Source organism: Actinoplanes sp. CA-051413, assembly GCF_050955795.1.
Lineage (GTDB): Bacteria > Actinomycetota > Actinomycetes > Mycobacteriales > Micromonosporaceae > Actinoplanes.
On record NZ_CP192100.1, the window covers coordinates 8,494,327 to 8,516,745 of the forward strand.

The 22,419-nt window shown below is 71.4% G+C and carries 23 protein-coding genes; 10 read left to right on the forward strand and 13 right to left on the reverse strand.

The window, feature by feature from the left end; genetic code table 11:
* The first annotated feature begins 168 nt into the window (after nt 1-168).
* The 3 genes from ACQP2Y_RS40025 (at nt 169) to ACQP2Y_RS40035 (ending at nt 4,468) form a co-directional block, all read left to right on the forward strand.
* Entirely contained in the window at nt 169-1,080 is a 912-nt protein-coding gene (locus ACQP2Y_RS40025; protein WP_433721550.1) for an LPXTG cell wall anchor domain-containing protein, read from the forward strand.
* 340 nt (nt 1,081-1,420) lie between these two features.
* The gene (locus ACQP2Y_RS40030) at nt 1,421-2,923 is read left to right on the forward strand and encodes a cell wall anchor protein (protein ID WP_433721551.1); all 1,503 of its coding nucleotides are present in this window, start codon (nt 1,421-1,423) and stop codon (nt 2,921-2,923) included.
* Between the two features lie 81 nt (nt 2,924-3,004).
* Nucleotides 3,005-4,468, forward strand: coding sequence for a hypothetical protein (locus ACQP2Y_RS40035; RefSeq protein ID WP_433721552.1), 1,464 nt, complete (start codon nt 3,005-3,007; stop codon nt 4,466-4,468).
* A 144-nt stretch (nt 4,469-4,612) separates the two neighbouring features.
* Here ACQP2Y_RS40035 and ACQP2Y_RS40040 read toward each other — a convergent pair whose 3' ends face one another.
* Genes ACQP2Y_RS40040 through ACQP2Y_RS40050 form a run of 3 tightly spaced genes read right to left on the reverse strand, consistent with a single transcriptional unit; the run spans nt 4,613 to nt 9,071 of the window.
* Nucleotides 4,613-4,957 (reverse strand): DUF952 domain-containing protein, encoded by a 345-nt coding sequence (locus tag ACQP2Y_RS40040; RefSeq protein WP_360818144.1) that lies wholly within the window; start codon nt 4,955-4,957, stop codon nt 4,613-4,615.
* A complete protein-coding gene (recG, locus tag ACQP2Y_RS40045) occupies nt 4,954-7,155 on the reverse strand; it encodes an ATP-dependent DNA helicase RecG (RefSeq protein WP_433721553.1) in 2,202 nt (733 codons plus the stop codon). The genes ACQP2Y_RS40040 and recG overlap by 4 nt, the downstream gene beginning before the upstream one ends.
* Nucleotides 7,152-9,071: a DAK2 domain-containing protein gene (locus ACQP2Y_RS40050; protein ID WP_433721554.1), complete on the reverse strand. Its 1,920-nt coding sequence runs from the start codon at nt 9,069-9,071 to the stop codon at nt 7,152-7,154. The genes recG and ACQP2Y_RS40050 overlap by 4 nt, the downstream gene beginning before the upstream one ends.
* Before the next feature lie 168 nt (nt 9,072-9,239).
* Between ACQP2Y_RS40050 and rpmB the strand changes: the two genes are divergently transcribed.
* Complete coding sequence (gene rpmB, locus ACQP2Y_RS40055; RefSeq protein WP_023561910.1) at nt 9,240-9,431, forward strand: 50S ribosomal protein L28; 192 nt, start codon at nt 9,240-9,242, stop codon at nt 9,429-9,431.
* A gap of 63 nt (nt 9,432-9,494) precedes the next feature.
* On the opposite strand, the gene ACQP2Y_RS40060 is transcribed toward rpmB, so the two are convergent.
* Both ACQP2Y_RS40060 and ACQP2Y_RS40065 read right to left on the reverse strand, forming a co-directional pair.
* Entirely contained in the window at nt 9,495-10,022 is a 528-nt protein-coding gene (locus ACQP2Y_RS40060) for a GNAT family N-acetyltransferase (RefSeq protein WP_433721555.1), read from the reverse strand.
* 21 nt (nt 10,023-10,043) lie between these two features.
* Nucleotides 10,044-10,982, reverse strand: a complete 939-nt coding sequence (locus ACQP2Y_RS40065) for a thiamine-phosphate kinase (RefSeq protein ID WP_433721556.1) — start codon at nt 10,980-10,982, stop codon at nt 10,044-10,046.
* A gap of 110 nt (nt 10,983-11,092) precedes the next feature.
* Here ACQP2Y_RS40065 and ACQP2Y_RS40070 point away from each other — a divergent pair, with 110 nt between their 5' ends.
* Together ACQP2Y_RS40070 and ACQP2Y_RS40075 are read left to right on the forward strand one after the other, a co-directional pair.
* Nucleotides 11,093-11,326, forward strand: a complete 234-nt coding sequence (locus ACQP2Y_RS40070; protein WP_125810437.1) for an Lrp/AsnC ligand binding domain-containing protein — start codon at nt 11,093-11,095, stop codon at nt 11,324-11,326.
* A gap of 2 nt (nt 11,327-11,328) precedes the next feature.
* Complete coding sequence (locus ACQP2Y_RS40075) at nt 11,329-11,970, forward strand: DUF3515 family protein (RefSeq protein WP_433721557.1); 642 nt, start codon at nt 11,329-11,331, stop codon at nt 11,968-11,970.
* A gap of 58 nt (nt 11,971-12,028) precedes the next feature.
* Here ACQP2Y_RS40075 and ACQP2Y_RS40080 read toward each other — a convergent pair whose 3' ends face one another.
* On the reverse strand, nt 12,029-13,132 hold the full coding sequence (locus ACQP2Y_RS40080) for a D-alanine--D-alanine ligase family protein (protein ID WP_433721558.1): 1,104 nt from the start codon (nt 13,130-13,132) through the stop codon (nt 12,029-12,031).
* A gap of 144 nt (nt 13,133-13,276) precedes the next feature.
* On the opposite strand from ACQP2Y_RS40080, the gene ACQP2Y_RS40085 reads away from it, so the two are divergent.
* Nucleotides 13,277-13,786 (forward strand): protein-tyrosine phosphatase family protein, encoded by a 510-nt coding sequence (locus tag ACQP2Y_RS40085; RefSeq protein ID WP_360550009.1) that lies wholly within the window; start codon nt 13,277-13,279, stop codon nt 13,784-13,786.
* Between the two features lie 49 nt (nt 13,787-13,835).
* Here ACQP2Y_RS40085 and ACQP2Y_RS40090 read toward each other — a convergent pair whose 3' ends face one another.
* The 7 genes from ACQP2Y_RS40090 to ACQP2Y_RS40120 form a co-directional block, all read right to left on the reverse strand.
* Nucleotides 13,836-14,528, reverse strand: coding sequence for a hypothetical protein (locus ACQP2Y_RS40090; protein ID WP_433721559.1), 693 nt, complete (start codon nt 14,526-14,528; stop codon nt 13,836-13,838).
* Nucleotides 14,525-15,418 carry an ATP-binding cassette domain-containing protein gene (locus tag ACQP2Y_RS40095; RefSeq protein ID WP_433721560.1) on the reverse strand — a complete coding sequence of 298 codons (894 nt, stop codon included), beginning with the start codon at nt 15,416-15,418 and terminating at the stop codon, nt 14,525-14,527. The genes ACQP2Y_RS40090 and ACQP2Y_RS40095 overlap by 4 nt, the downstream gene beginning before the upstream one ends.
* Nucleotides 15,415-15,771: a GntR family transcriptional regulator gene (locus tag ACQP2Y_RS40100; protein WP_360550015.1), complete on the reverse strand. Its 357-nt coding sequence runs from the start codon at nt 15,769-15,771 to the stop codon at nt 15,415-15,417. The genes ACQP2Y_RS40095 and ACQP2Y_RS40100 overlap by 4 nt, the downstream gene beginning before the upstream one ends.
* An 83-nt stretch (nt 15,772-15,854) precedes the next feature.
* Nucleotides 15,855-16,214 carry a hypothetical protein gene (locus tag ACQP2Y_RS40105; RefSeq protein ID WP_433721561.1) on the reverse strand — a complete coding sequence of 120 codons (360 nt, stop codon included), beginning with the start codon at nt 16,212-16,214 and terminating at the stop codon, nt 15,855-15,857.
* 5 nt (nt 16,215-16,219) lie between these two features.
* On the reverse strand, nt 16,220-17,323 hold the full coding sequence (locus ACQP2Y_RS40110; RefSeq protein ID WP_433721562.1) for a cystathionine gamma-lyase: 1,104 nt from the start codon (nt 17,321-17,323) through the stop codon (nt 16,220-16,222).
* Nucleotides 17,320-18,315 carry an NAD(P)H-dependent glycerol-3-phosphate dehydrogenase gene (locus ACQP2Y_RS40115; RefSeq protein ID WP_360550021.1) on the reverse strand — a complete coding sequence of 332 codons (996 nt, stop codon included), beginning with the start codon at nt 18,313-18,315 and terminating at the stop codon, nt 17,320-17,322. Before ACQP2Y_RS40115 ends, ACQP2Y_RS40110 begins: the two co-directional genes overlap by 4 nt.
* On the reverse strand, nt 18,312-19,094 hold the full coding sequence (locus tag ACQP2Y_RS40120; RefSeq protein WP_433721563.1) for a lysophospholipid acyltransferase family protein: 783 nt from the start codon (nt 19,092-19,094) through the stop codon (nt 18,312-18,314). Before ACQP2Y_RS40120 ends, ACQP2Y_RS40115 begins: the two co-directional genes overlap by 4 nt.
* Before the next feature lie 129 nt (nt 19,095-19,223).
* On the opposite strand from ACQP2Y_RS40120, the gene cofC reads away from it, so the two are divergent.
* Genes cofC through ACQP2Y_RS40135 form a run of 3 tightly spaced genes read left to right on the forward strand, consistent with a single transcriptional unit; the run spans nt 19,224 to nt 22,419 of the window.
* Nucleotides 19,224-19,895, forward strand: coding sequence for a 2-phospho-L-lactate guanylyltransferase (gene cofC, locus ACQP2Y_RS40125; protein WP_433721564.1), 672 nt, complete (start codon nt 19,224-19,226; stop codon nt 19,893-19,895).
* 10 nt (nt 19,896-19,905) lie between these two features.
* Nucleotides 19,906-20,103: a cold-shock protein gene (locus tag ACQP2Y_RS40130; protein ID WP_360823390.1), complete on the forward strand. Its 198-nt coding sequence runs from the start codon at nt 19,906-19,908 to the stop codon at nt 20,101-20,103.
* Nucleotides 20,104-20,148: 45 nt separating this feature from the next.
* Nucleotides 20,149-22,419 (forward strand): RNA degradosome polyphosphate kinase, encoded by a 2,271-nt coding sequence (locus tag ACQP2Y_RS40135; protein ID WP_433721565.1) that lies wholly within the window; start codon nt 20,149-20,151, stop codon nt 22,417-22,419.

Consider the following 22,419-nt stretch of genomic DNA (forward strand, 5'->3'; position numbering starts at 1 on the left):
GTTACTCAGATTCGCCGACTTGGCTATGGTCGGTCGGCCGCCGACGAAACGCTGTCGGCTCGACGATGCGGGGAGGCGTCGTCGCTGGCTCTCGCCGCACCCATTGCCTGGCGATTGCCGCCCTTGCTTTCCCGCGCCGTACCCCTCGATCTCTGTACAGGAGTAGGCGTGAATCTGAAGTCCCCCCTGCGCCGCACCGCGGTTCTGGCCGCCGGCGCGCTCATCGGCCTGAGCGGTGCGTTCGCGCTCGCCGGCCCGGCCAGCGCCCACCACAACATCGTCAAGGGCGAGTCCAGCTGCGACAAGGTCGCCGGCGAGTGGGTCGTGGACTGGAAGGTCCAGGCCGTCGGCAACGCTCCGACCTACAAGTGGACCGAGGTCACGCTCACGCCCGCGGGCACCACGATCAGCAACCCCGACCTCAAGGTCAACGGCAAGGACCTGGACAACAACAAGCCGCTGACCGGCGAGCAGCGCGTGCCGGGCAGCGAGAGCAGCTCCTCGCTGACCGTCAAGGCCGAGTGGACCACCGGCAAGGCGTCGGAGACCGGCACGGTCACCTTCGAGGGCAAGTGCGAGAAGACCCCGTCCGAGGAGCCGTCGACCCCCACCGAGGAGCCGTCGACCCCGACCGAGGAGCCCTCGACCCCGCCGGTCATCCCGTCGGACCTGCCGGGCGAGCCCGAGCCGATCTTCGAGGCCGACTGCGACACGATGACGATCGGCCTGGACAACCCGGCCGACGGCATCGAGTTCACGCTCAAGTTCAAGACCAGCAAGGGCGAGACCCGCACGCTGGTCATCAAGCCGGGCGAGAAGAAGACCGAGACCTTCAGCGCCACGACGGGCTTCAAGATCGACCTGACCATCTCGGCCACGGTCGACGGCAAGGCCTTCTCGGAGACCATCCCGGTCGAGTACGAGCAGCCCGAGGACTGTGACAACAGCGGCAGCGGTGGTGGCCTGCCGCTGACCGGTGCCGCCGCGGGCAGCATCGCGGGTGGCGCGGGTGCCCTCCTGGCCGTCGGTGCCGGCCTGTTCTTCATGGCCCGCCGTCGCAAGGTGAAGTTCACCGCCTGATCCACCGCTAGCAGCTCCACGCGAGGGGCGCGTCGACCGTCACGGTCGGCGCGCCCTTTCGCTGTCCACTTGCGACAGAAAGTCCCCATTGATCAACACTTACCGCATTGATGAAGTGCCGCTCTGTAGATCGTTTGTCTCGGCTGGGCGTCAACAGTCTTAAGCCGTCCTGAGCTGTTTCCCAGGAACCGTCCAGTGGCTATCGTCAGGCCGCATCACCGACGAAACGCTGTCGGTTCGACGGCGCGGGGAGGCGCTGTCGCAAGCCCCGCTGTCCCCCGGCGGTGGCGCGCTGTCTCCCTGTGTCGTGCCCCTCGTTCCGCCGTCACATGGAGTACGCGTGAAGTTGAACTCCCCGCTCCGGCGCGCCGCGACCGTCCTCGCCGGTGCCGTCCTCGGCCTGACCGGACTCACGGTCGCCGCGTCCCCCGCCAGCGCCCACGACACCGGCATCAACGGTGTCGCGAAGTGCGACACCGCTACCGGCACCCGGATCGTCACCTGGACCCTCACCAACGACTGGCCCGCCAACGCCACGGTCGGCGAGCTCACCACGACGCCCACCGCTGTCGAGGGGCTGCAGAACGGCACGGTCATCCCGGCCAAGAGCCACGGCAAAGACGGCGAACTGGTCGTGACCCAGCAGGTGACCGGCGACGCGGTCAAGGAGGCCACCGTCTCCTTCAAGTCGCGCTGGTCCGACGACGGCTACGAGAACGAGGTCAAGAAGGGCTCGGTCAAGCTGACCGAGCCGTGCGTGAAGGACGAGGCCCCCTGCGTCACCGCGGACAAGGCCAGCTTCCACCACACCTTCGGCGTCAAGGAGGACGGCTCGACCGCGACCGTCTCCCTCGACGACGGCATCACCCTCTGCGAGGGCGAGCCGGTCACGCTGGTCTCCTACTTCGCGCCGAAGCCGCAGTTCTCGGTGCCGCAGTACAAGTTCGACTCCGACACGGGCACGATCACCAACGAGAAGCGCTCGATCGACCTGAACGTCGACGTGCCGAAGTGCAACACCCAGGTCGACCTGTTCTTCGGCGGCGAGGACGACATCATCGGTGAGATCACCGAGGGTGGGAAGCGCTACGACAACCTCAAGCTGGGCAGCAGCAACGGCCTCGGCGGCCGCTCGAAGGGCCCGCAGGGCTGGTTCAACGGCGGCTCCAAGGGCTGCCAGACCCCCGCGGTCGAGCCGCTGTCGCAGTGTGACGGCACCGTGGCGATCAACCTGAGCAACGACGGCCTGACCGACAAGTACCCGATCGAGTTCACGGTCAAGGCGGGCGAGTTCACCAAGAAGGTCACCGTGACCAAGGGCAAGGGCGAGACCGTCGTGGTCCCGGCCGGCTCCGGCTCGATCACGGTCTCGGCACCGGACATGAAGGACGTCGTCTACGACTGGACGCCGCCGGCCGACTGCGAGCTGCCGAGCGTCGTCGTCGAGAACGACTGCAAGACCGTCACGATCACCGTCGAGAACCCCAAGGGCGTCCAGCCGGCGACCGCGCGGGTCACCTACGGCAACGACGTCAAGGACGTCACCGTGGCGGCCGGCAAGACCGAGAAGATCACCTTCAAGCGCGGCGACGACACGTACGCCACGGTCGAGTTCCCCGACCTGGGCGTGGAGCCGATCAAGGCCACGCTCGGCGAGGTCGACTGTGAGAACGGCGGCGGTGCCGGCGGCGGCAACGGTGGCGGCGACGACACCGACGAGCCCGGCCTGCCCGTCACCGGCCCGGTGGCCGGCGGCATCGCGGGTGTCGCGGTCCTGCTGCTCGTCGCGGGCGGCGTGTTCTTCTTCATCGCCCGGCGGCGCAAGGTGACCTTCACCGCCTGATCCACCAGCAAGGCATCACAGGGGGTGCGCCGGCCGGAAAGGGCCGGCGCACCCCGCTTCTCTCTCCCGAAGTGAGCGGACGTGCTGAAGAACCTGCTCCCCCGCGCCGCGGCGATCACCGCCGGCGCGCTCCTCGGCCTCACCACCCTGATGGCCGCCACCCCGACCCAGGCCGCCCCGACCCAGGCCGTCTCCGCCGCGGCCCGCGCTCAGGCCTCGGCCCGCACCCAGGCCGCAGCGCGCATCCAGGCCGTGGCTCCCGCCCGGGCGGCGGCCGCCCAGGCCGGGGCTCCCGTCCAGGCGCCCGTCCCGCCTCGGACCGATGGGCCTACGACTCAGACCGACATCACGGGGACCGCCAAGTGCGACACCGCCGCCGGCGAGTGGACCGTCACCTGGACGATCACCAACAACTGGACCGAAATTGCCAAGGTGGACAAACTGACCACCGCGCCGGCTCCGGTCCCCGGCCTGGCCGACGGCGGTTTCCTCAACCGCCGCCAGGAGAGCGGCACCATCGGCAAGACGATCTTCACCCAGGTGCTGCGGAACAGCCCCGCCGAAGCCTCGGTCTCGTTCGTGGCCGTCTGGGCGAAGACCAAGGACGCCGACAACAAGGCCACCGTCCAGCTCGGTGCGTGCGAGAAGCCCGAGCCGCCGTGCGTGGAGCAGGCCCAGGCGCGCTTCCACCACGAGTTCGCCATCAAGGACGGCCAGGCCACGGCGTCGGTGACGCTGGACGACGACGTCGAGCTCTGCACCGCTGAGCCGGTGACGCTGGTGACCTACTTCGCGCCGAAGCCGCAGTTCTCGGTGCCGCAGTACGTCTTCGCACACCAGACCGCGACGATCAGCAACGAGCAGCGCACGGTCACCCTGGCCGCGCAGCTGCCGGCCTGCAACACCCAGGCCGACCTGTTCTTCGGCGGCGAGGACGATATCATCGGTGAGATCACCGAGGGTGGTAAGCGCTACGACAACCTCAAGCTGGGCAGCAGCAACGGCCTCGGCGGCCGCTCGAAGGGCCCGCAGGGCTGGTACAACGGCGGCACGAAGGGCTGCCACCAGCCGGCCGTGCAGCCAGTGTCCCAGTGCGACGGCACGGTCGACGTGAACCTGAGCAACACGGGCGAGCAGACGAAGTACCCGGTCGACTTCACGGTCCGGGCCGGCGACTTCACCACGACGGTGACCGTCGCACCCGGCAAGGGCGAGACGGTACGGGTGCCGGCCGGCAGCGGCCCGATCACGGTGACCGCGGACGGCATGCAGGACGTCGTCTACGAATGGAAGCGCCCGGAGAACTGCCCGCCCCCGGGTGACGGCGGCGGCGACGGCGGCAACCCGGGCGGCGGCGGCCCGGGCGACGGATCCGGTAACGGCGACGGATCCGGTAGTGGAGGCGGCGACGGCGAGGACGACGGTGGCCTCCCGGTAACCGGTGCGGCGGCCGGCACGATCGCGGCCGGCGCGGCAGTCCTGCTGATCGGCGGCGGAGTGCTCTTCGTGGTGGCCCGGCGTCGCCGCGTCACCTTCACTCCGTGATCTGAGCCGCGACGCGATGGGGCGCGCCGACCACCCGGTCGGTGCGCCCTTGCTGTGTTCGCCCGAGCCCGACCCCAGCGGCCGGCGGGCCGCAGGAAAGGCCGGGCGGGCTAGAGGTTCACGGGCCCCCGGAGGCCCAACAGGCTAAAAGCCGGCGGGCCGCCGAAAGGTGCCGTCCGCCTCGGGCAGGTACTCATGCACCCCGACAACCGCCGCAACCGGGATCGGCTCGTACACGTGCGGAAAGAGCATTCCCCCCGGATCCGGCGGATCACCCTGCTCCCAGACCACCGGCCGGCCCAGCCTGCTCTCGTCGATCTCCAGCAGCACGATGTCCTGCCGCCCCCGGGCCAGCGCCGTCGCCGGCACCGCCACCTGCTCCGGCGTCGAGCAGTGGATGAAGCCCTGGCTTTCCAGCGTGTCCGCCGCATACCTGCCGGCCGGCACCGCCGCTTCCCACTCTGCGCGGGGACAGAAGTGCAGGATCATCCCTTCTCCAAATACTCGGCGCGTTCCTCGTCCACCAGGGCTGCGACCGAGGCCAGCAGCGCCGGGTGCTTGGCCAGGGTGGGGTCTTCGGCCACGAGTTGCTGGGCCTCCGCCCGGGCGTCGGTGATCAGCTTGCTGTCCCGCAGCAGGGAGAGCAGCCGCAGGTGGCTGTGCTTGCCGGACTGCGACGCGCCCAGCACGTCCCCTTCGCGGCGTTGTTCCAGGTCCAGCTCCGCCAGCCGGAATCCGTCCGTTGTGGACGCGACCGCGTCGAGGCGTTCGCGGGCCGGGGTGCCCTCTGCCGCCTCGGTCACCAGCAGGCAGATGCCCGGTGCCGAGCCTCGGCCGACCCGGCCCCGGAGCTGGTGCAGCTGGGAGACGCCGAAGCGGTCGGCGTCCATGATGATCATGACCGTCGAGTTGGGCACGTCGACGCCCACCTCGATCACCGTGGTGGCGATCAGCACGTCCAGGTCACCGGCCGCGAACCGGCGCATGACCGCGTCCTTCTCCTCCGCCGGCAGCTTGCCGTGCAGGATGCCGAGGCGCAGCCCGTGCAGCGGACCTTCCTCGAGGATCGGCGCGACCTCCATCACAGCCAGGGGCGGCCGGCGGGCGGGTTCGTTGTCGCTGGGCGGTTCCTCGTCCTCCTCGGCTTCCGACGAGCCGATCCGCGGGCACACCACGTACGCCTGGTGGCCGGCCTGGACCTCCTCGCGCACCCGCCGCCAGGCCCGGTCCAGGAAGGCCGGACGCTCCGGCGGCACGACGTGCGACGCGATCGGGGAACGGCCCCGCGGCAACTGCGACAAAGTGGACGTTTCCAGGTCGCCGTACACGGTCATCGCGACCGTTCGCGGGATCGGCGTCGCCGTCATCACCAGCACGTGCGGCGGCTGCGCGGCCTTGGCCCGCAGCGCGTCGCGTTGCTCCACGCCGAAGCGGTGCTGCTCGTCCACGACCACCAGGCCGAGATCGTGGAAGTCGACCCCTTCGTACAGCAGGGCATGGGTGCCCACGACGATGCCGGCGGTCCCGTCGGCGACCTTGGCCAGCGCGGCCCGCCGGGCCGCCGCGCCGAGCGAACCGGTGACCAGGGTGAGCTGCGTGCCGTTCGGATCACCGTCGAGCTCCCCGGCCCGGCCGAGCGCGCCCAGCTGCGCGCCGATGCTGCGGTGATGCTGGGTGGCGAGCACCTCCGTCGGCGCGAGCAGCGCGGCCTGCCCGCCCGCGTCGACGACCTGCAGCATCGCCCGGACCGCGACCAGCGTCTTGCCGGAACCGACCTCACCCTGCAACAACCGGTGCATCGGATGGGCGCGGGCCAGATCCGCCGCGATCTCCTCACCGACCCGGGCCTGCCCCTCCGTCAGCTCGTAGGGCAGCGCCGCGTCGAAAGCGGCGAGCAACCCGGCCTCGGTGCGCGGCCGCGACCTGCCGGGTGCGGCGGCCGCCCGCGCCTTGCGCTGCACAAGCGTCAGCTGTACGGCGAAAGCCTCGTCCCACTTCAACCTGTACCGGGCCAGTTGCAGATCCTTGTCGGAGCTGGGCCGGTGGATCTCCCGCAGGGCCTTGCCGATACCGATCAGGTTGCGGCTGGCGCGGACCGTGCCCGGCAACGGATCATCTGGCGGCTGGAAGGTCTCCAGCACCTCCCGCACGTACCGGGCGATGGTCCATGTCGGCACGGCGGCCGCGGCGGGATAGACCGGGATCAGCGCCCCGGCGAACTCCTCGATCTCCTCGGCCGCCTCGTCCTGCGTCGCATCGGCCTTGAGCAGCTGGTACGCCGGCCCGTTGAGCTGGCGTTTGCCGCGGAAGTCGGTCACCTTGCCGGCGAACAGCCCCCACCGGCCGGTGCGCAACTCCCGCTCCCGCCACGCCTGATTGAAGAACGTGCACGTCAGCGTGGCCCCGGAACCGTCCCCGATGGTGATCTCCAGCATGTTGCCGCGGCGCTGGCGCATCGGCCGTACCGTCGTGCTCTTGACCTGGGCCAGCAGGGTGACCTGCTCGCCGACCTCGAGCTTGCGCATGTCGGTGTGCTCCCCCCGCTCGTCGTAACGACGCGGGAAGTGATAGATCAGGTCACCGGCGGTGTGCAGGTCAAGATGGGTCGCGAGCGCCTTGGCCTTGGCGGCCCCCAGCACCTTCTCCAACGGGGTGTCGGTGGTGGTGACGATCTTGGTGTCGGTCATTCCACTCCTACCAACAGGTGGTAGCGGGGCTGGCCGCCCGCGTAGCTGTTCAGCTCGACGAAGCGCCACTCGCTGGTGACGTGGGCCCGCAACCGCTCCTCGAGCTCGGGCGGGGCGTCCGCGCCGAGCACCAGGGTGACGAGCTCGCCGCCGCCGCCGAGCAGCCGGTCGAGCAGGCGCAGGCAGACCTGTTCGAGATCGTCCCCGATGACGTGCACCTCGCCGTCGACGAGCCCGAGCAGGTCGCCGGGATGACAGCGGCCGGCGACGGTCAGGGCTTCGCGGCTGGCGGTGCAGACCTCGCCGTACCGGCAGGCACCGGCGGCCTCGGCCATCGCGATGACATCGTCATCGAACGGCCGCCCCGGATCACGGACGGCGAGGGCGGCGAGGGCCTGCACCGGCGAGCGGGTGGGGACGACACTTACCCGTACGCCGTCAGCGGCGGCTTCCTGCGCGGCGGAGCGGGCGACGGCGTGGGTGTTGGCGTCGTTGGGCAGGAGCACGATGTGGCCGGCGCCGGTGGAAGCGATGGCGGCGAGCATCTCGGCGGTGGAGGGATTGCGGCCGACGACGGTGGCCCCCTCGGCGGCGAAGATGGCGGTGAGCCCGTCCCCGGCCGCGACGACAACTGTGGCCCGGGCGTCGGGATCCGACGCATCGGGCCCGAGCGGCTGCTCCTTAGACGAGTCCTCTGGCCGGCCGATCGTGAGCCAGTTGCTCTCGTGCCGGTCTTGAGCACGTCGATCTTCGTTGCGCCGGTTGTGGTCGGGTCCGGCGTTTCCGTGCTGGCTGATCTTGGACCGGTCGCTGGTCGCCTGGTCGCTCGCGGGCCGGCCGCCCTCGGGCCGGGTGTGCGAGGGCTGGGTGTGCGGGGACTGGGCGTTCGGGGGGTGGGTGCTCTCGTGCCGGTGGTCTTCGAGGTGGGTGACGGTGATGCGGTAAGGCCGGCCAGCGACGACGCCGGCTTCGATCGCGGCGCCGACGTCGGCGACCGCTACGTGGACGTGGACGTTCCAGGTGGGCGGGTCACCGTCGCCGGTCCCGACGATCACCAGCGAGTCGCCCATCTCCCCCAGCGCCCCGCGCAGCGACTCGACACTCTCGGGCGCCGCGTCCAGCAGGTACTGCACCTCATATCCGAGGTCTTCATGGCCGCCGGGGTCCGAATCGGATGAACCGATCTCGTCGAGGCCGACCACGGCGCCGTCGGTGCGCAGTGGGGGATCCTTCGGAGCCGGAAGGCCGGCAATCGATCCCGCAGGCATTGGAGAAGGCGAAGGGCCGGTGTTGTTCAGGGCTTCGACGAGTGCTTCCAGGAGGAGGACCAGCCCGCGACCCCCGGCGTCGACCACGCCGGCGCGGGCCAGGATCGGGAGTTGCTGGGGCGTCCGCGCCAAGGCTTCTGCCGCCGCTCGGGCCGCCGCCCGGGCCACCGCCACCAGATCGTCCGACGCGGTCTTGCGCGCTCCCTCGGCCGCCGCTGCCACCACTGACAGCACCGTGCCCTCGACCGGCTTGGCCACCGCCGCGTAGGCCGCCTCGCTCGCCGTGCGCAGCGCCCGGGTGAGCTCGCCGCCTCGCACAGCCACCGCCGTGGCGAAGGTGTCGGCCATGCCGCGCAGGATCTGCGACACGATCACGCCGGAGTTGCCCCGGGCGCCCAGCAGCGCGCCCCGGGCCATCAGGCGCATCGTGCCGCCCAGCGCGGTCGAACCCGCAGTGGGCTGCTGGTCGGGGGCGTCGTCCAGGGCCTGCTGGGCCGATGTGAGAGTGAGCACCAGGTTGGTGCCGGTGTCGCCGTCCGGCACCGGGTAGACGTTCAGCTCGTCGATCTCGTGCTGATGCGCCCGGAGCGCGGCCAGCCCACCACCGCACCAGCGGCGGACCGCGGCGGCGTCCAGGGAGTCCAGCACGCGAAAAGCGTACTAACCAGCACCGACAATTGCCGGGTGCCGGGCTTCACCGCGGGTACGGCCAGGGGCGATTGGCTGTCCCGGCCGACCATCGGGTAATCTGGCCAGGTTGCCCGGATGTCCGCTGTCCGGGGCACCCTCAGTTGCTTTCAATCCCAGGAGTACCCCGTGGCTAGCGTGTGCGACGTCTGTGGCAAGGGACCGGGCTTCGGCCACAACGTGTCCCACTCGCACCGGCGGACCAACCGCCGCTGGAACCCGAACATCCAGTCGGTGCGCACCCCTGCCGGTGGTGGCAACACCAAGAAGCTCAAGGTCTGCACCTCGTGCATCAAGGCCGGCAAGGTCGTCCGCGCCTGACCTCAGCAGTGCGACAGCCCGCCAGGTCCTCACGACCGGGCGGGCTTTTCGCGTGGCCGCAGGTCAGAGGACCCGGGCGAAGGACAGCACGCCCTCCTCGCCCGCGTAGTAGCCGAAGTCCTCGATGCGCTCGTAGCCGCACTTCAGGTACAACGCGATCGCTTCGGGCTGCTTGTCGCCGGTCTCCAGGATGACCCTCTTGCAGCCTCGGTCGCGGGCTGATTCCTCGATCGCCGTCAGGACCCGGCGGGCCACTCCGCGTCCTCGGGCCGCCGGCACCGTGAACATCCGCTTGAGTTCCGCGTCCTCGCCGTGCGCCCGCCAGCCGGCACACCCGAGCAGCACTTCGGCGGCCTGCGAGCCGGCCGCCGATTCGGCGCCCGAGCCAGCACCCGGGGCGGCAGCGGAGCCGGAACCGTCGGTGTAGGCGACGAAGAACGCCCCCGTCGGCGGCGCGAAGTCCATCGCTGCCACGGGCGTGTCGTCGCCCGTTCCGCCGTACCGCCGGCTCAGCTCGGCCATTGCCTCGGCTATCAGTCGCTGCACCGCGGGCTCGTCGAATCGGGCCTCGCGGATCTTGATCTCGTCCACGCCGACCAACATTAACCATCGTCAGCGGAAGTGGTCCCAGCCCGTGCCGCCCTGCCACGGCCGGCGGTCGACCGTGACGCCGGTGCCTTCGTGCACGCTGCCGACCGCGCGCCAGCCCGGCGGCAGCTGCGTCCCGGCCGGGAAGGTCGCCGCCAGGGCGTGGTCGTCGCCGCCGGCGAGCAGCCACACGTACGGGTCCACGCCGAGCGCCGAGGCCGCGTCGCGCATCTGGTCGGGCACTTCGAAGGCCGCCCGGTCGATGTCGATGCCGACCACGCTGGCCGCCGCCACGTGACCGAGGTCCTGCAGCAAGCCGTCGGAGATGTCGATCATCGAGGTGGCTCCCAGCCGGGCCGCGGTCGGACCGGCGGCGTACTCGACCTCGGGGCGCCGGTAGGCCTCGACCAGCAGTTTCGGTGTCCGGAAGCCGCGGGAGAGCACGGTGTAGCCGGCCGCCGCGTGCCCGGTGCGGCCGGCGAGCGCGACCACATCCCCCGGCTGGGCTCCGCTTCTCAGGACCGGCTCGCGGCCTTCCAGGTCGCCCAGCGCGGTGACGGCGATGGTCAGGGTGGGGCTGGACGACATGTCGCCGCCGACCACCGCCGCACCGACCCGGGCCGCCTCGGTGGAGAGGCCGCCGGCCAGTTCCTCGGCCCATTCCACCGGCAGGTCCGTCGGCACGCAGAGGGCCACCAGCAGGGCCGTCGGGTTCGCGCCCATGGCCGCGATGTCGGCCAGGTTCGCCGCTGCCGCGCGGTGCCCGACGTCGGCCGCGCTGGACCAGTCGCGCCGGAAGTGCCGGCCCTCGACCAGGACGTCCGTGCTGGCCACGACCCGCCTGTCCGGTGCCGCGACGACCGCGGCGTCGTCGCCCGGACCGAGCAGACTCGCGGCGCCGGTCTCGAGCCGCGCGACGATCCGGGTGATGAGCCCGAACTCCCCCGTCTCCGCGATGCTCAACGTCCCACCGTTCCTCTCGAGTTCGGTCTGCCCCGCAAGTGCGCTGCCGACCGGTTTCGTACTGTAGTTTCACGTTCGGGTCGCCGGCGGCGGCGGATAGGAGTCTGATCGTGGTCCAGGCGTACATCCTCATCCAGACGGAGGTCGGAAAGGCCCGTGACGTGGCCGCCGCGATCGACAAAATCAATGGAGTGGTACGTGTCGACGCGGTCACGGGGCCCTACGACGTCGTGGTACTGGGCGAGGCGCACAGTGTCGACGAGCTCGGCCGGATGATTGTGAGCAAAATCCAGTACGTGCCGGGCATCACCCGGACCGTGACGTGCTCCGTGGTAAATCTCTGACCATGGTCGACGTGCGCACCCGCCCCGAATCCCAGCCCCCCGCACCGGACCGCACAATGCGCAGCGCCGCCCTGTGGGCGACCGTGATCGCCGTGCCGGTCGCGGTGCTGGCCGGCCTGCTGATCTTCACCAAGATCGTCCCGGATACCGGCAGCGCGGCGCCCAACCCGTCGGCCACCCAGCCGGCGGTCGTCCCGGCGACCCCCGTGCAGATGGCTGCGCCCAAGCTGGCAGCCCGCCCGGCCGAGGTCTGCCTCGCGGTGACGTCGCAGTTGCCCGTCAAGGTGCGTGACCTGGCCGCCCGCAAGGTCAGCGCCGGCCCGGAGCAGAACGCGGCCTACGGCGAGCCGCCGCTGACGGTGGCCTGCGGGGTGACCCAGCCGAAGATGTGCGCGTCGCTGGACGACACCGGCACGGGTTGTGTGCCGCTCGACACCGAACTGCTCAACATGAACAAGGTCTGCTGGTACGCCTCCCAGCAGGGCGACTCGGCCGTCTTCACGACCATGGACCGCGAGGTTCCCGTCCAGGTCACCGTCCCGAAGCCGTACGCGCAGCCGGCCCAGTGGGCCAACGAGTTCTCCGACATCGTGGTGAAGACCGACAAGTCGATCACCGCCGGGGTCCCCAGCGGCTGCGTTTAGCACTCGGCCGCGGAGACCGCGCCGAGGGAAGTCGAGCGCCGAGGAAACTAGCGGACGCTCAGTGCAGGCCGGTGCCGCGGCGTAGCGCGGTGCGGATCAGGCGGTCGACGACCTTGGGGTATTCCAGGCCGGTGGCCGCCCACATCAGCGGGAACATCGACGTCGGGGTGAAGCCCGGCATCGTGTTGATCTCGTTGAGGAAGATCTCGTTGTCGGCGGTCACGAAGAAGTCGACCCGGCCCAGGCCGGCGCAGTCCAGCGCGGTGAAGGTGCGGCAGGCGTACTCCTGGACCTGGCGGGCGACCTCCGGCTCCAGACCCGCGGGGATCTGGTACGGCGTGCCGTCGCCCAGATACTTGGCGTCGAAGTCGTAGAAGTCGCCGCCCTCGGTGGAGACGAGGATCTCGGCCAGCAGCGACGCCTCGGGCACCCCGCCGGCCTCACCCTCGAGCACGCCGCACTCGATCTCGCGGCCCACGATCCCGGCCTCGACAAGGACCTTGGGGTCGATCTGACGGGCCTTGGCGACGGCCGCGTCCAGCTGCGCCCAGTCGGTGACCTTGCTGATGCCGTGCGACGAGCCGGCCCGTGACGGCTTGACGAAGACTGGCAGGCCCAGACGCTCCTTGTCGGCCTCCGACAGGGAGCTGCCGGCGCGCAGGACCGCGTACGGCCCGACCGGGATGCCCTCGGCGGCGGCGAGCTTCTTGGTGAACTCCTTGTCCATGCCGGCCGCGGAGGCGAAGACGTTGGCGCCCACGTAAGGGATGCCGGCCATCTCGAGCATGCCCTGGATGGTGCCGTCCTCGCCGTACGCGCCGTGCAGGGCCGGGAAGACGACGTCGACGTTCGCGAGCACGGCCACGCCGTCCGCCGGGTCGAGCACCATCAGGCCGGACGAGGTCGGGTCGGCCGGCAGCACCACGGCCTGGCCCGAGTCGGCGGTGATCTCCGGCAGGGTCTGGCCGCTGATGGCCAGCGCTGCGGGGTCGCCGCTGCTGAGCACCCAGGCGCCCTCGCGGGTGATCCCGACCGGGACGACCTCGTACTCGTCGGGGTCCAGGGCGCCGAGGATGCTGCCCGCGCTGACGCAGGAGATGGCGTGCTCGGTGCTGCGCCCGCCGAACACTATCGCCACGCGGGTTTTGCGAGGGGTCGTCATGGAAATGGCCTCTCGTTGCCGGACATAGCTAGGCTGCCTGCGCGCGGGAGGATGGCGGCGGGCACGCCGGGGGTGACCCTACTCTGCGTACACCACTTTCTGATGACGGCGGGCGCTGGCACGGCAGACGGGGACGGGGAGTCGATGAGACCAGCACTGCACGTGATCGCCTGGCACGGTCCGGGGCGGTTGGCGACGATGGCGCATCCGCGCGGCGGCGACTGGCTGGCCGATGAGATGGCCGGTCTGGCCAGGGCCGGCGTCGATGTCTTCGTCTCCGCGCTGACCTGGGAGGAGGACCGCCGGCTGGGCCTGACCGAGGCAGCCGCGGCCGCCGCTGCGGTGGGCATCGACTTCCTCTCCTTTCCGATCGCGGACCGGGGCATCCCCCGCGCGCGGGACATGGCCGACAGTGACGTGGTGGCTCTCGGCGTACGACTGGCCGCGCACGTGCGGGCCGGCCGTTTCGTGGTGACACAGTGTTTCGCCGGCATCGGCCGTTCGACGCTGCTGGCCTGCGCGACGCTGGTGATGCTGGGTGTCGGCCCGGAGCGGGCGCTGGAAATGGTGGCGCAGGCCCGGGGTCTGCCGGTGCCCGACACCGAGGCCCAGCGCGACTGGCTCTACGAGTTCGCGCTGAACCACGGCGGTTGAGCGGACGGCCGCGCCCCCGTGACCGGCCGGCCGCTCGTCCGGGGCCCGCTCAGCCGGCGGGCCGGATGGTGACGTCGCGCAGCACCCGCTGGTAGAGCAGAACGCCGAGAGCCGTCACCGCCAGGGTGATGAGCACCGCCGCCGCGTACGGCACGAACCGCACAGCGAAGCCGAGGCTCGCGTCGAGGCCGAACAAGGTCTCGGCCGCCGCCAGCGGGAGCACCGCTGCCGGCAGCAGGGCCAGTCCACCCCAGGCACCGAACCGGTAGAAGCCCGCGGTGACCGCGGCTCCGGCGACCAGGAAGGCCAGCGCGGACGGCAGGATCTGACCGAACTCGCGCAGCGCCGTCCCGGGCGTCATCGTCGGATAGCCCGCGGGCAGCGGCCCGTCGAGGCCCAGCAGCAGTTGCTCGACGCCGTGCCCGGCCACCACGGCGACGGCGAAGACCACTGTGGCCGACAGCCCGAAGATCGCCGCACCGGCCAGGAACTCGCGCCGGGTGATGCCGTTGGCGACGAACTGCCGCAGGTTGAGGCTGACCAGCGTGGCGCCGACGACGCCGAGCCAGTATTTCGCGGCCGAACCGGCCATCAGCAGCCAGAGACTGAACGTCGGCTCGCCGGACAGGGCGATCGCCGTCATCCCGACCACCGCGCAGACGGTCATCGTGGTCCAGAACCACAGCACGACGGGACGGTAGATGCCGAGCAGGGTCGCGGCCACAAGCCGGCTGGTGGTCATCGCAGGGCCTCCGTTCGGTGGGTGCCGTCGGCGGCGCCCGAAGTCAGGTGGACGAACAGGTCCTGGACCCCGACCGGGGCCAGGGACAGCCCTTCCGCGCCGGCCCGCTCGACGTCGCGGGGGTCCAGCTCGCCGTAGAGGGTGGCCTGCCGGACGCCGCCCAGGCTCCGCTCGCTGAGCACCGTGCGCCCGGAGACGAACGCGTCGACCGCCGCGGCCGGGCCGGTGACGGCGACGCCGCGGGCCTTGAAGGTGTCGGTGTCCTCGTGCACGAGCAGCCGGCCCCGGTCGATGACGATCACCTGCTCGAACAGGTCGGCGACCTCCTCGATGAGGTGCGTGGACAGGATGATCGTGCGCGGGTGGGCCAGGTAGTCGGCGAGCAGCTCGCGGTAGAACGCCGTCCGGGCGGCGGCGTCCATGCCGAGGTAGACCTCGTCGAGGATGGTCAGCGGGGCGCGGGCGGCCAGGCCGAGCACGACGCCGAGGCTCGAACGCTGCCCCCGCGACAGTGCCGAGACGCGCTTGCGCCGGTCGAGCTCGAAGACGTCGGTCAGGTGCTCGGCGTAACCGGCGTCCCAGGTCGGGCGCAGCCGGCCGGCGAACTCCAGGACCCGGTCGACCCGGTCCTGCGTGGTGACGTCCAGCTGGTCGCGGATGAACGCGGTGCCGCGCATGAGGGCCGGGTTCTCGAAGGGGTCGACCCCGTCCACGGTGACCGTGCCGGCCGAGGCCCGCCGGTACGACGCGAGCACGCTGAGCAGGCTCGTCTTGCCCGAACCGTTGCGCCCGAGCAGCCCGTAGATCTTGTCCGGGGCCAGGTCGAGGGTGATGCCGTCGACGGCGACCGTGGCGCCGTACCGGACGGTGAGCTCGCGCAGGGAGATCATCGCGGACCCTCCTTGAGGTAGGCCACGATCTCGTCGACGTCGACGCCGAGCATCCTGGCCTCGGCGAGCATCGGGTCGACGACGTCGGTGAAGAACCGCTCGCGGCGCTGACCGCGGAGCCGGGCCCGGGCGTCCGGGCTGACGAACATGCCGATGCCGCGTTTCTTGTAGAGCACGCCCTCGTCGACCAGCTGGGCGAAGCCCTTGGCCGCCGTGGCCGGGTTGATCTGGTAGAACGCCGCGTACTGGTTGGTGGACATGACCTGTTCGTCCTCCTTGAGGGTCCCGCTCAGGACGTCGTCCTTGATGCCGTTGGCGATCTGCTGATAGATGGGGCTGCGGTCGTCGAACACGACAGCCTCCCTACTTCTGCGGTTCATTACTCATGCAACGAACCATAGAGCCAGATCGGCCGGGACGCAACGTCGGATCGGCGTCAGGCCGTGGTGAAGGTCTGCGGCAACGTCCCGGCGTCCCACAGCTCGTCGAGGTGCGCGAGGAAGCCGACCAGGCTGCGCTCCAGCTCACGCCGCTCGGCGGGCGACAGCGTGGCCAGCGGGTCGGAGAAGACCAGGCCCTCCGGGTGCTTCGCCCGGGTGCCGACGAACTTGCGGCAGGCGGTGCACCAGACGTAGCTGACCAGGGTCGGGCGCCGGACGTTCTCGGGCGCGTTCACGTACGCCCGGACGCTGCGCCGGCCACAGGCCGGACACTCCCGCTCACCCGGCTGGGCGAACAAGCTCTCGCCCTGCGCCAGCGCCGCCACCTGATCGCCGGTGAAGCTGCTCCACGACATGGGACTCAGGCGGCGTCGAGCGCGGCCGTCAGATCCCTGACGAGATCCGGCGCGTCCTCGATGCCGCAGGAGAGCCGGACGAAGCCGGGCGCGGTGTCGTCGCCCCACTGCGCCCGCCGGTCGGCGGTCGTGTGCAGACCGCCGAACGAGGTGGCCGCGAAGACCAGCTCCGAGGCGGCCAGGAACCGCGCCACCCGCTCGGCGCTGCCCAGATCGAACGAGATGATGCCCGGGATGCGGCGCATCTGCGCCTGGGCGATCTCGTACGACGGGTCGCCGGCGAGCCCCGGGAAACGCACTCCCCGCACGTCGTCCCGGCCGGCCAGGAACTCGGCCAGCACCACGGCGTTCTCGCTCTGCCGGGCCAGCCGCAGGTCCAGGGTGGCCAGCGACCGGTGGGCCAGCCAGGCGTCGAACGCGCCCGGCACCGCGCCGGTCTGCGCCCGCCAGACGGTCACCTTGGCCAGCAGCTCCTCGTTGTTGGTGGCCACGTAGCCCAGCAGCACGTCGGAGTGCCCGGTCAGGGCCTTCGTGCCGGACGCGACCACCAGGTCGGCGCCGAGCTCCAGGGGGCGCTGGCCGAGCGGCGTCGGCGTGGTGTTGTCCACTGCCACGAGCGCGCCCGCGGCGTGCGCGGCGGCGGCGACCGTACGGATGTCACAGACGTCCAGGCCGGGATTGGCCGGCGTCTCCAGCAGCACCAGCCGGACGCCCTCGAACGACGGGTACGGCCCCGCGGTCGGCACCTGCACCGTCTGCACGCCGAGGTCGCACAGGGTCCCCTCGGCGAACGCCCGCACGGTGAAGTAGCCGTCCGAGGGCAGCGCCACCGTGTCGCCACTGCGCAGGGTCGAGAGCAGCAGCGCGGTGATCGCCGCCTGCCCGCTCGCGAAGGCCAGCACGGCACCACCCTCGAGCTCACCGATCGCGCCCTCGAGCGCCCGGCGGGTCGGGTTGTCCGGGCGCCCGTACCCGTTGGCGCCGGGACCCTCGACCGGGTCCAGGTGGTACGGCGCCGCGAACACCGGGCCCGGCAGGAAAGGCTGTCCCGGCACCGGCTCGGGCAGCCCGGCGTGCACGACCCGGGTGCCATCTCCCTCGAAGCTCATTCCGGCTTCATCTCCCGTCCCATGAGCAGCTTGACGGCCACCCGCGGGTCCACACCCTCGTGGCACACCCGCTCGACCTGCTCGGTGATCGGCATCTCGACGTGGTGGGCGCGGGCCAGGTCCCGGATGGCCAGGCAGCTCTTGACCCCCTCGGCGGTCTGCCGGGCGGCCCGCTGGGCCTCCTCCAGCGACTCGCCCCGGCCCAGGTGCTCGCCGAAGGTGCGGTTGCGCGACAGCGGCGACGAGCAGGTGGCGACCAGGTCACCGAGCCCGGCCAGCCCGGCGAAGGTCATCGGGTCGGCGCCCAGCGCCACCCCGAGCCGGGCCGTCTCGGCCAGCCCGCGGGTGATCAGCGAGGCCTTGGTGTTGTCACCCATGCCCATGGCGGAGGCCATCCCGTACGCGAGCGCGATGACGTTCTTCACCGCCCCGCCCAGCTCGCACCCGATCACGTCGTCACTCGTGTACGGCCGCAGGTACGGCAGCGCGATGGCCTGCTGCACGAGCTGCGCGCGAGCGGGGTCCGTCCCGGCCACCACGGTCGCGGCCGGTTGCTCGGCGGCGATCTCGGGGGCCAGGTTGGGCCCGGAGACCACCACCACCCGGTCCATGTCGACCCGGGCCGTCTCGACGATGACCTGGCTCATCCGCTTGGTCGTGCCGAGCTCGATGCCCTTCATCAGCGAGACCAGCGTCGAGTCGGCCGGCAGGTGCCCGGCCCAGTCGGCGAGGTTGCCGCGCAGCGTCTGGGACGGGACCGCCAGGAAGACCAGGCCGGCACCGGACAGGGCGGCGGCGAGGTCGCTGGTGGCGGTGACCCGCTCGGGCAGCTTGACGCCGGGCAGGGAGGCCTCGTTGACCCGGTCCGCCCGGATGGCCGCGGCCACCGACTCGCGGCGGGCCCACATGGTCACCTCCGACCCCGCCTCGGCGAGGATCTTCGCGAACGCCGTACCCCAGGCGCCTGCGCCCAGCACCGCCGCTCGCCTCATGCTCCACCGCCCCGCATGTCGTCCTGCCCCTCGCTCTGGTTGCCCTGCTCGCCCGCGTCGTCGGCGCCGGGCCGCCAGGCCCGCCGCGACACCTCATAGAGCGGGGGTGGTGCTTCGTCGCGCAGCTCGGCCAGCAGGTCCCGGGTGGCCAGCTGGATCGACTCGGTCATCTGCTCCAGCACCGCACGGGTGGGCGCTTCGCCCTGCCAGCGGCTCAGGTCCACCGGCTTGCCGACGGTCACCTGCACCGGCACCCGCCGGCCCACCCGGACCCGGCCGGTCCGCACGTCGTGCACCGCCTGGGCGCCCCACGTCGCCATCGGCACCACCGGGGCGCCGGTGACCAGCGCCAGCCGGGCCGCGCCGGTCTTGCCCCGCATCGGCCACAGGTCCGGCTCGCGGGTGGTTGTGCCCTCGGGATAGATCACCACGACACCGCCCTCGTGCAGGGCCTCGATGAGCGAGTCGAGGGACTTCACCGCCTCCACACTGCCGCGTTCGACCGGGATCTGCTGGGTCTTGCGCAGCATGAAGCCGACGAACGGGACCCGCCAGATGCTGGCCTTGGCCAGGAACCGCGGCCACCGCCCCGACTCGTAGATGTAGTGCGCGACCACCAGCGGGTCGAACTGCGACATGTGGTTGGGCGTGATGATGAAGCCCCCGCCGGGCGGCAGGTTCTCCATGCCGGTCCAGGTGCGCTTCGTCCAGAGGCTCATCGCGGGCAGGACGAGCAGGACCGCCAACCGTCGCCAGAATCCGAGCTTGCGCCCCGCCACGGTGCCTCCCTGCTCCCCGCGGCGGGCCCCCGCGCCGCCGTCGCCCACACCTGGGACGAAATCATGCCTGCTCCTGCTCGGCGTAGCCAGGCCGGGGGCCAGCGGTGGGACGGTGGCAGGATTGGCGGCGTGTCAGGAGCGGACTGGACGGTGGTCATCCCCGTCAAGAGCCTCAGCGCGGCCAAGAGCCGGCTGCGCGGAGCTGTCGCCGATTCCCGGCACGAGGAGCTGGCGCTCGCGATGGTCCGGGACACGGTCGCCGCGGTCCGGGCCTGCGCGGCGGTGGACGATGTGCTGATCGTCACCGACGACCCGGCCGCGGTCGCCGCGGTGACGGCCCTGGGTGCCCGGGCGGTGCCGGACCCACCCGCGGCAGGCCTGAACGCGGCCATGCGCTTCGGCGCCGACGTGGTGGCCGGCCTCGGGCACCACCGGGCCGTGCTCACCGGCGACCTGCCTGCGCTGCGTCCCGCCGAGCTGGGCGAGGCCCTCGCCGCCGCCGGGCCCGGGCGCAGCTTCGTGGCCGACGCCGCCGGCACCGGCACGGTCCTGCTGGCCGCGGCGGCCGGCACTGCGCTCGATCCGCACTTCGGGTTGGGTTCGGCCGCGGCGCACGCCGCCACGCTGGCTCAGCCGCTGCTCGGGGCGTGGCCCGGACTGCGGCAGGACGTGGACACCGCCGACGACCTGCGGACGGTCCTGGCCCTCGGCGCAGGCGAGCACACCTGCGCGCTGCTGCGTGATCTCGGACTCATCGCCGAGTGCGGCACCTCTGGTGTGGCCGGGCGCTCACACCGGTAGCGTCTGGGGCATGCAGGGGACCGTTGCGACGTTCGACGCTCAGAGCCGGAGCGGCACGCTGCTGCTGGACGACGGCAGTGAGCTGTCCTTCCCGGCCGCGGCGTTCGAGGCCTCGGGGTTGCGGCTGCTGCGCCTCGGGCAGCGCCTGACGATCTCCGCCGGGCCGGACGGCACCGTCACCAAGGTCGAACTTCCCGGAATCAGGTGAGCTTCGTTCATTTCCCGTTCACCCTGGACGGGCAATGATGGAGCCATGACCACCCCGCCCCGGACACCCGACACGACCGTGCCCCTCGCGGCTCGCCGCCGCGGCTCCGACGGGCGGTTCCTCCCCCGCGCCGAGCAGACCGACGCCGGACAGACCGACGCCGAGCAGACCGACATCGAGCCGACGGAGCCCGCTGTGACCACCGCCGACACCGCGCCGGACCCCACCGAGACCGATCCCGGCCTCCCCGAGCTGCCGGAGGACCGCTTCCTCAACCGGGAGCTGTCCTGGCTCGACTTCAACGCCCGGGTGCTGGCCCTGGCCGAGGATCCCGGCACCCCGTTGCTCGAACGCGCGAAGTTCCTGGCCATCTTCGCCGGCAATCTGGACGAGTTCTACATGGTCCGGGTGGCCGGGCTCAAGCGCCGGCTCAAGGCCGGGTTGCCGATGCGCGGCGGCGACCGTTCATCCCTGCGCCACCAGCTCGAAATGATCACCGAGCGGGCCGCCGACCTGGTCACCCGGCACGCCGCCTGCTTCGGCGAGGAGGTCCGCCCCAAGCTGTCGGCCGAGGGCATCGAGCTGGTCAGCTGGAGCGAGCTGGACGCGCCGGAACGCGAGCGGCTGCGGACCTACTTCCGTGAGCAGGTCTTCCCGGTGCTGACCCCGCTCGCGGTCGACCCGGCGCACCCGTTCCCGTACATCTCCAGCCGTTCGCTCAATCTCGCCGTCGCCCTGCGCGACCCGGCCGGCAGCGGCAACGAGCTGTTCGCCCGGATCAAGGTGCCCAACAACGTGCCGCGCTTCGTCACGGTGCAGAACGACAGCCGCGGGGCGCGCTTCCTGCCCGTCGAGGAGCTCATCGCCGCGCACCTGGACCAGCTCTTCTCCGGCATGCGGATCCTGGAGTGGCACCTGTTCCGGGTCACCCGCAACGCCGAGCTGGAGGTCGACGAGGACCGCGACGAGGACCTGTTGCAGGCCCTCGAGCGCGAGCTGGCCCAGCGCCGCTTCGGCCCGCCGGTGCGCCTCGAGGTGGCCGCCTCCATCAGCGACCACGTGCTCGACCTGCTCACCCGCGAGATGGAGATGGACAGCCAGGACGTGCTGCGGGTGCCCGGCCTGCTCGACCTGTCCGGGCTGTGGCAGGTCTTCGGCGAGTGCGACCGCGACGACCTCAAGGACCGGCCGTTCGTCCCGTCGACCCATCCGCAGCTGGCCGACGGCGAGGTGCCGCGCAGCGTCTTCAACCGGCTGCGCGAGTGCGACATCCTGGTGCACCACCCGTACCACTCGTTCTCGACCAGCGTGCAGCGCTTCATCGAGCAGGCCGCCGCCGATCCCAACGTGCTGGCCATCAAGCAGACGCTGTACCGCACCAGCGGTGACTCGCCGATAGTGGACGCCCTGGTCGACGCCGCGGCCGCCGGCAAGCAGGTGGTGGTGCTGGTCGAGGTGAAGGCCCGCTTCGACGAGGTGGCCAACATCGCCTGGGCGCGCACCCTGGAGCGGGCCGGTTGCCACGTGGTCTACGGCCTGGTCGGTCTCAAGACGCACTGCAAGACCTCCCTGGTGGTACGCCAGGAGGGCAACCAGATCCGCCGCTACTGCCACATCGGCACCGGCAACTACCACCCGAAGACGGCCCGGCTCTACGAGGACTTCGGCATGCTCACCGCCGACCCGGAGATCGGCGCGGACGTCACGGACCTGTTCAACGTGCTCACCGGCTACAGCCGGCAGACCGCGTTCCGGCGGCTGCTGGTGGCCCCGCACGGGGTCCGGGCCGGCCTCATCGAGCGGATCGAGCAGCAGGCCGAGATTGCCCGCGCGGGCGGCGACGCCCTGGTCCAGTTCAAGGTGAACTCACTGGTCGACGAGGAGACCTGCGACGCGCTCTACCGTGCCTCGCAGGCCGGCGTCCGCATCGACCTGGTCATCCGGGGCATGTGCGCGCTGCGCCCGGGTGTGGCGGGGCTGTCGGACAACATCCGGGTCCGCTCGATCGTCGGCCGGTTCCTGGAGCACTCCCGGGTCTTCCGGTTCGGCGTGGGCGACGACGCGGAGTACTGGATCGGCTCGGCCGACCTCATGCACCGCAACCTGGACCGCCGGGTCGAGGCGCTGGTCCGGGTGACCCTGCCCTCCGCGCAGGAGGATCTGCGCAATGTGCTGGAGTTGTCCATGAGCGACGAGAGCGAGGGCTGGGACCTGGCCGGTGACGGCACCTGGCACCGCCGCACGTTCTCGCCGTCGGAGCACCACATCCACCTGCAGGAGGCGTTGTTGCGCCGGGTCATCGGCAAGGCGGGCTGA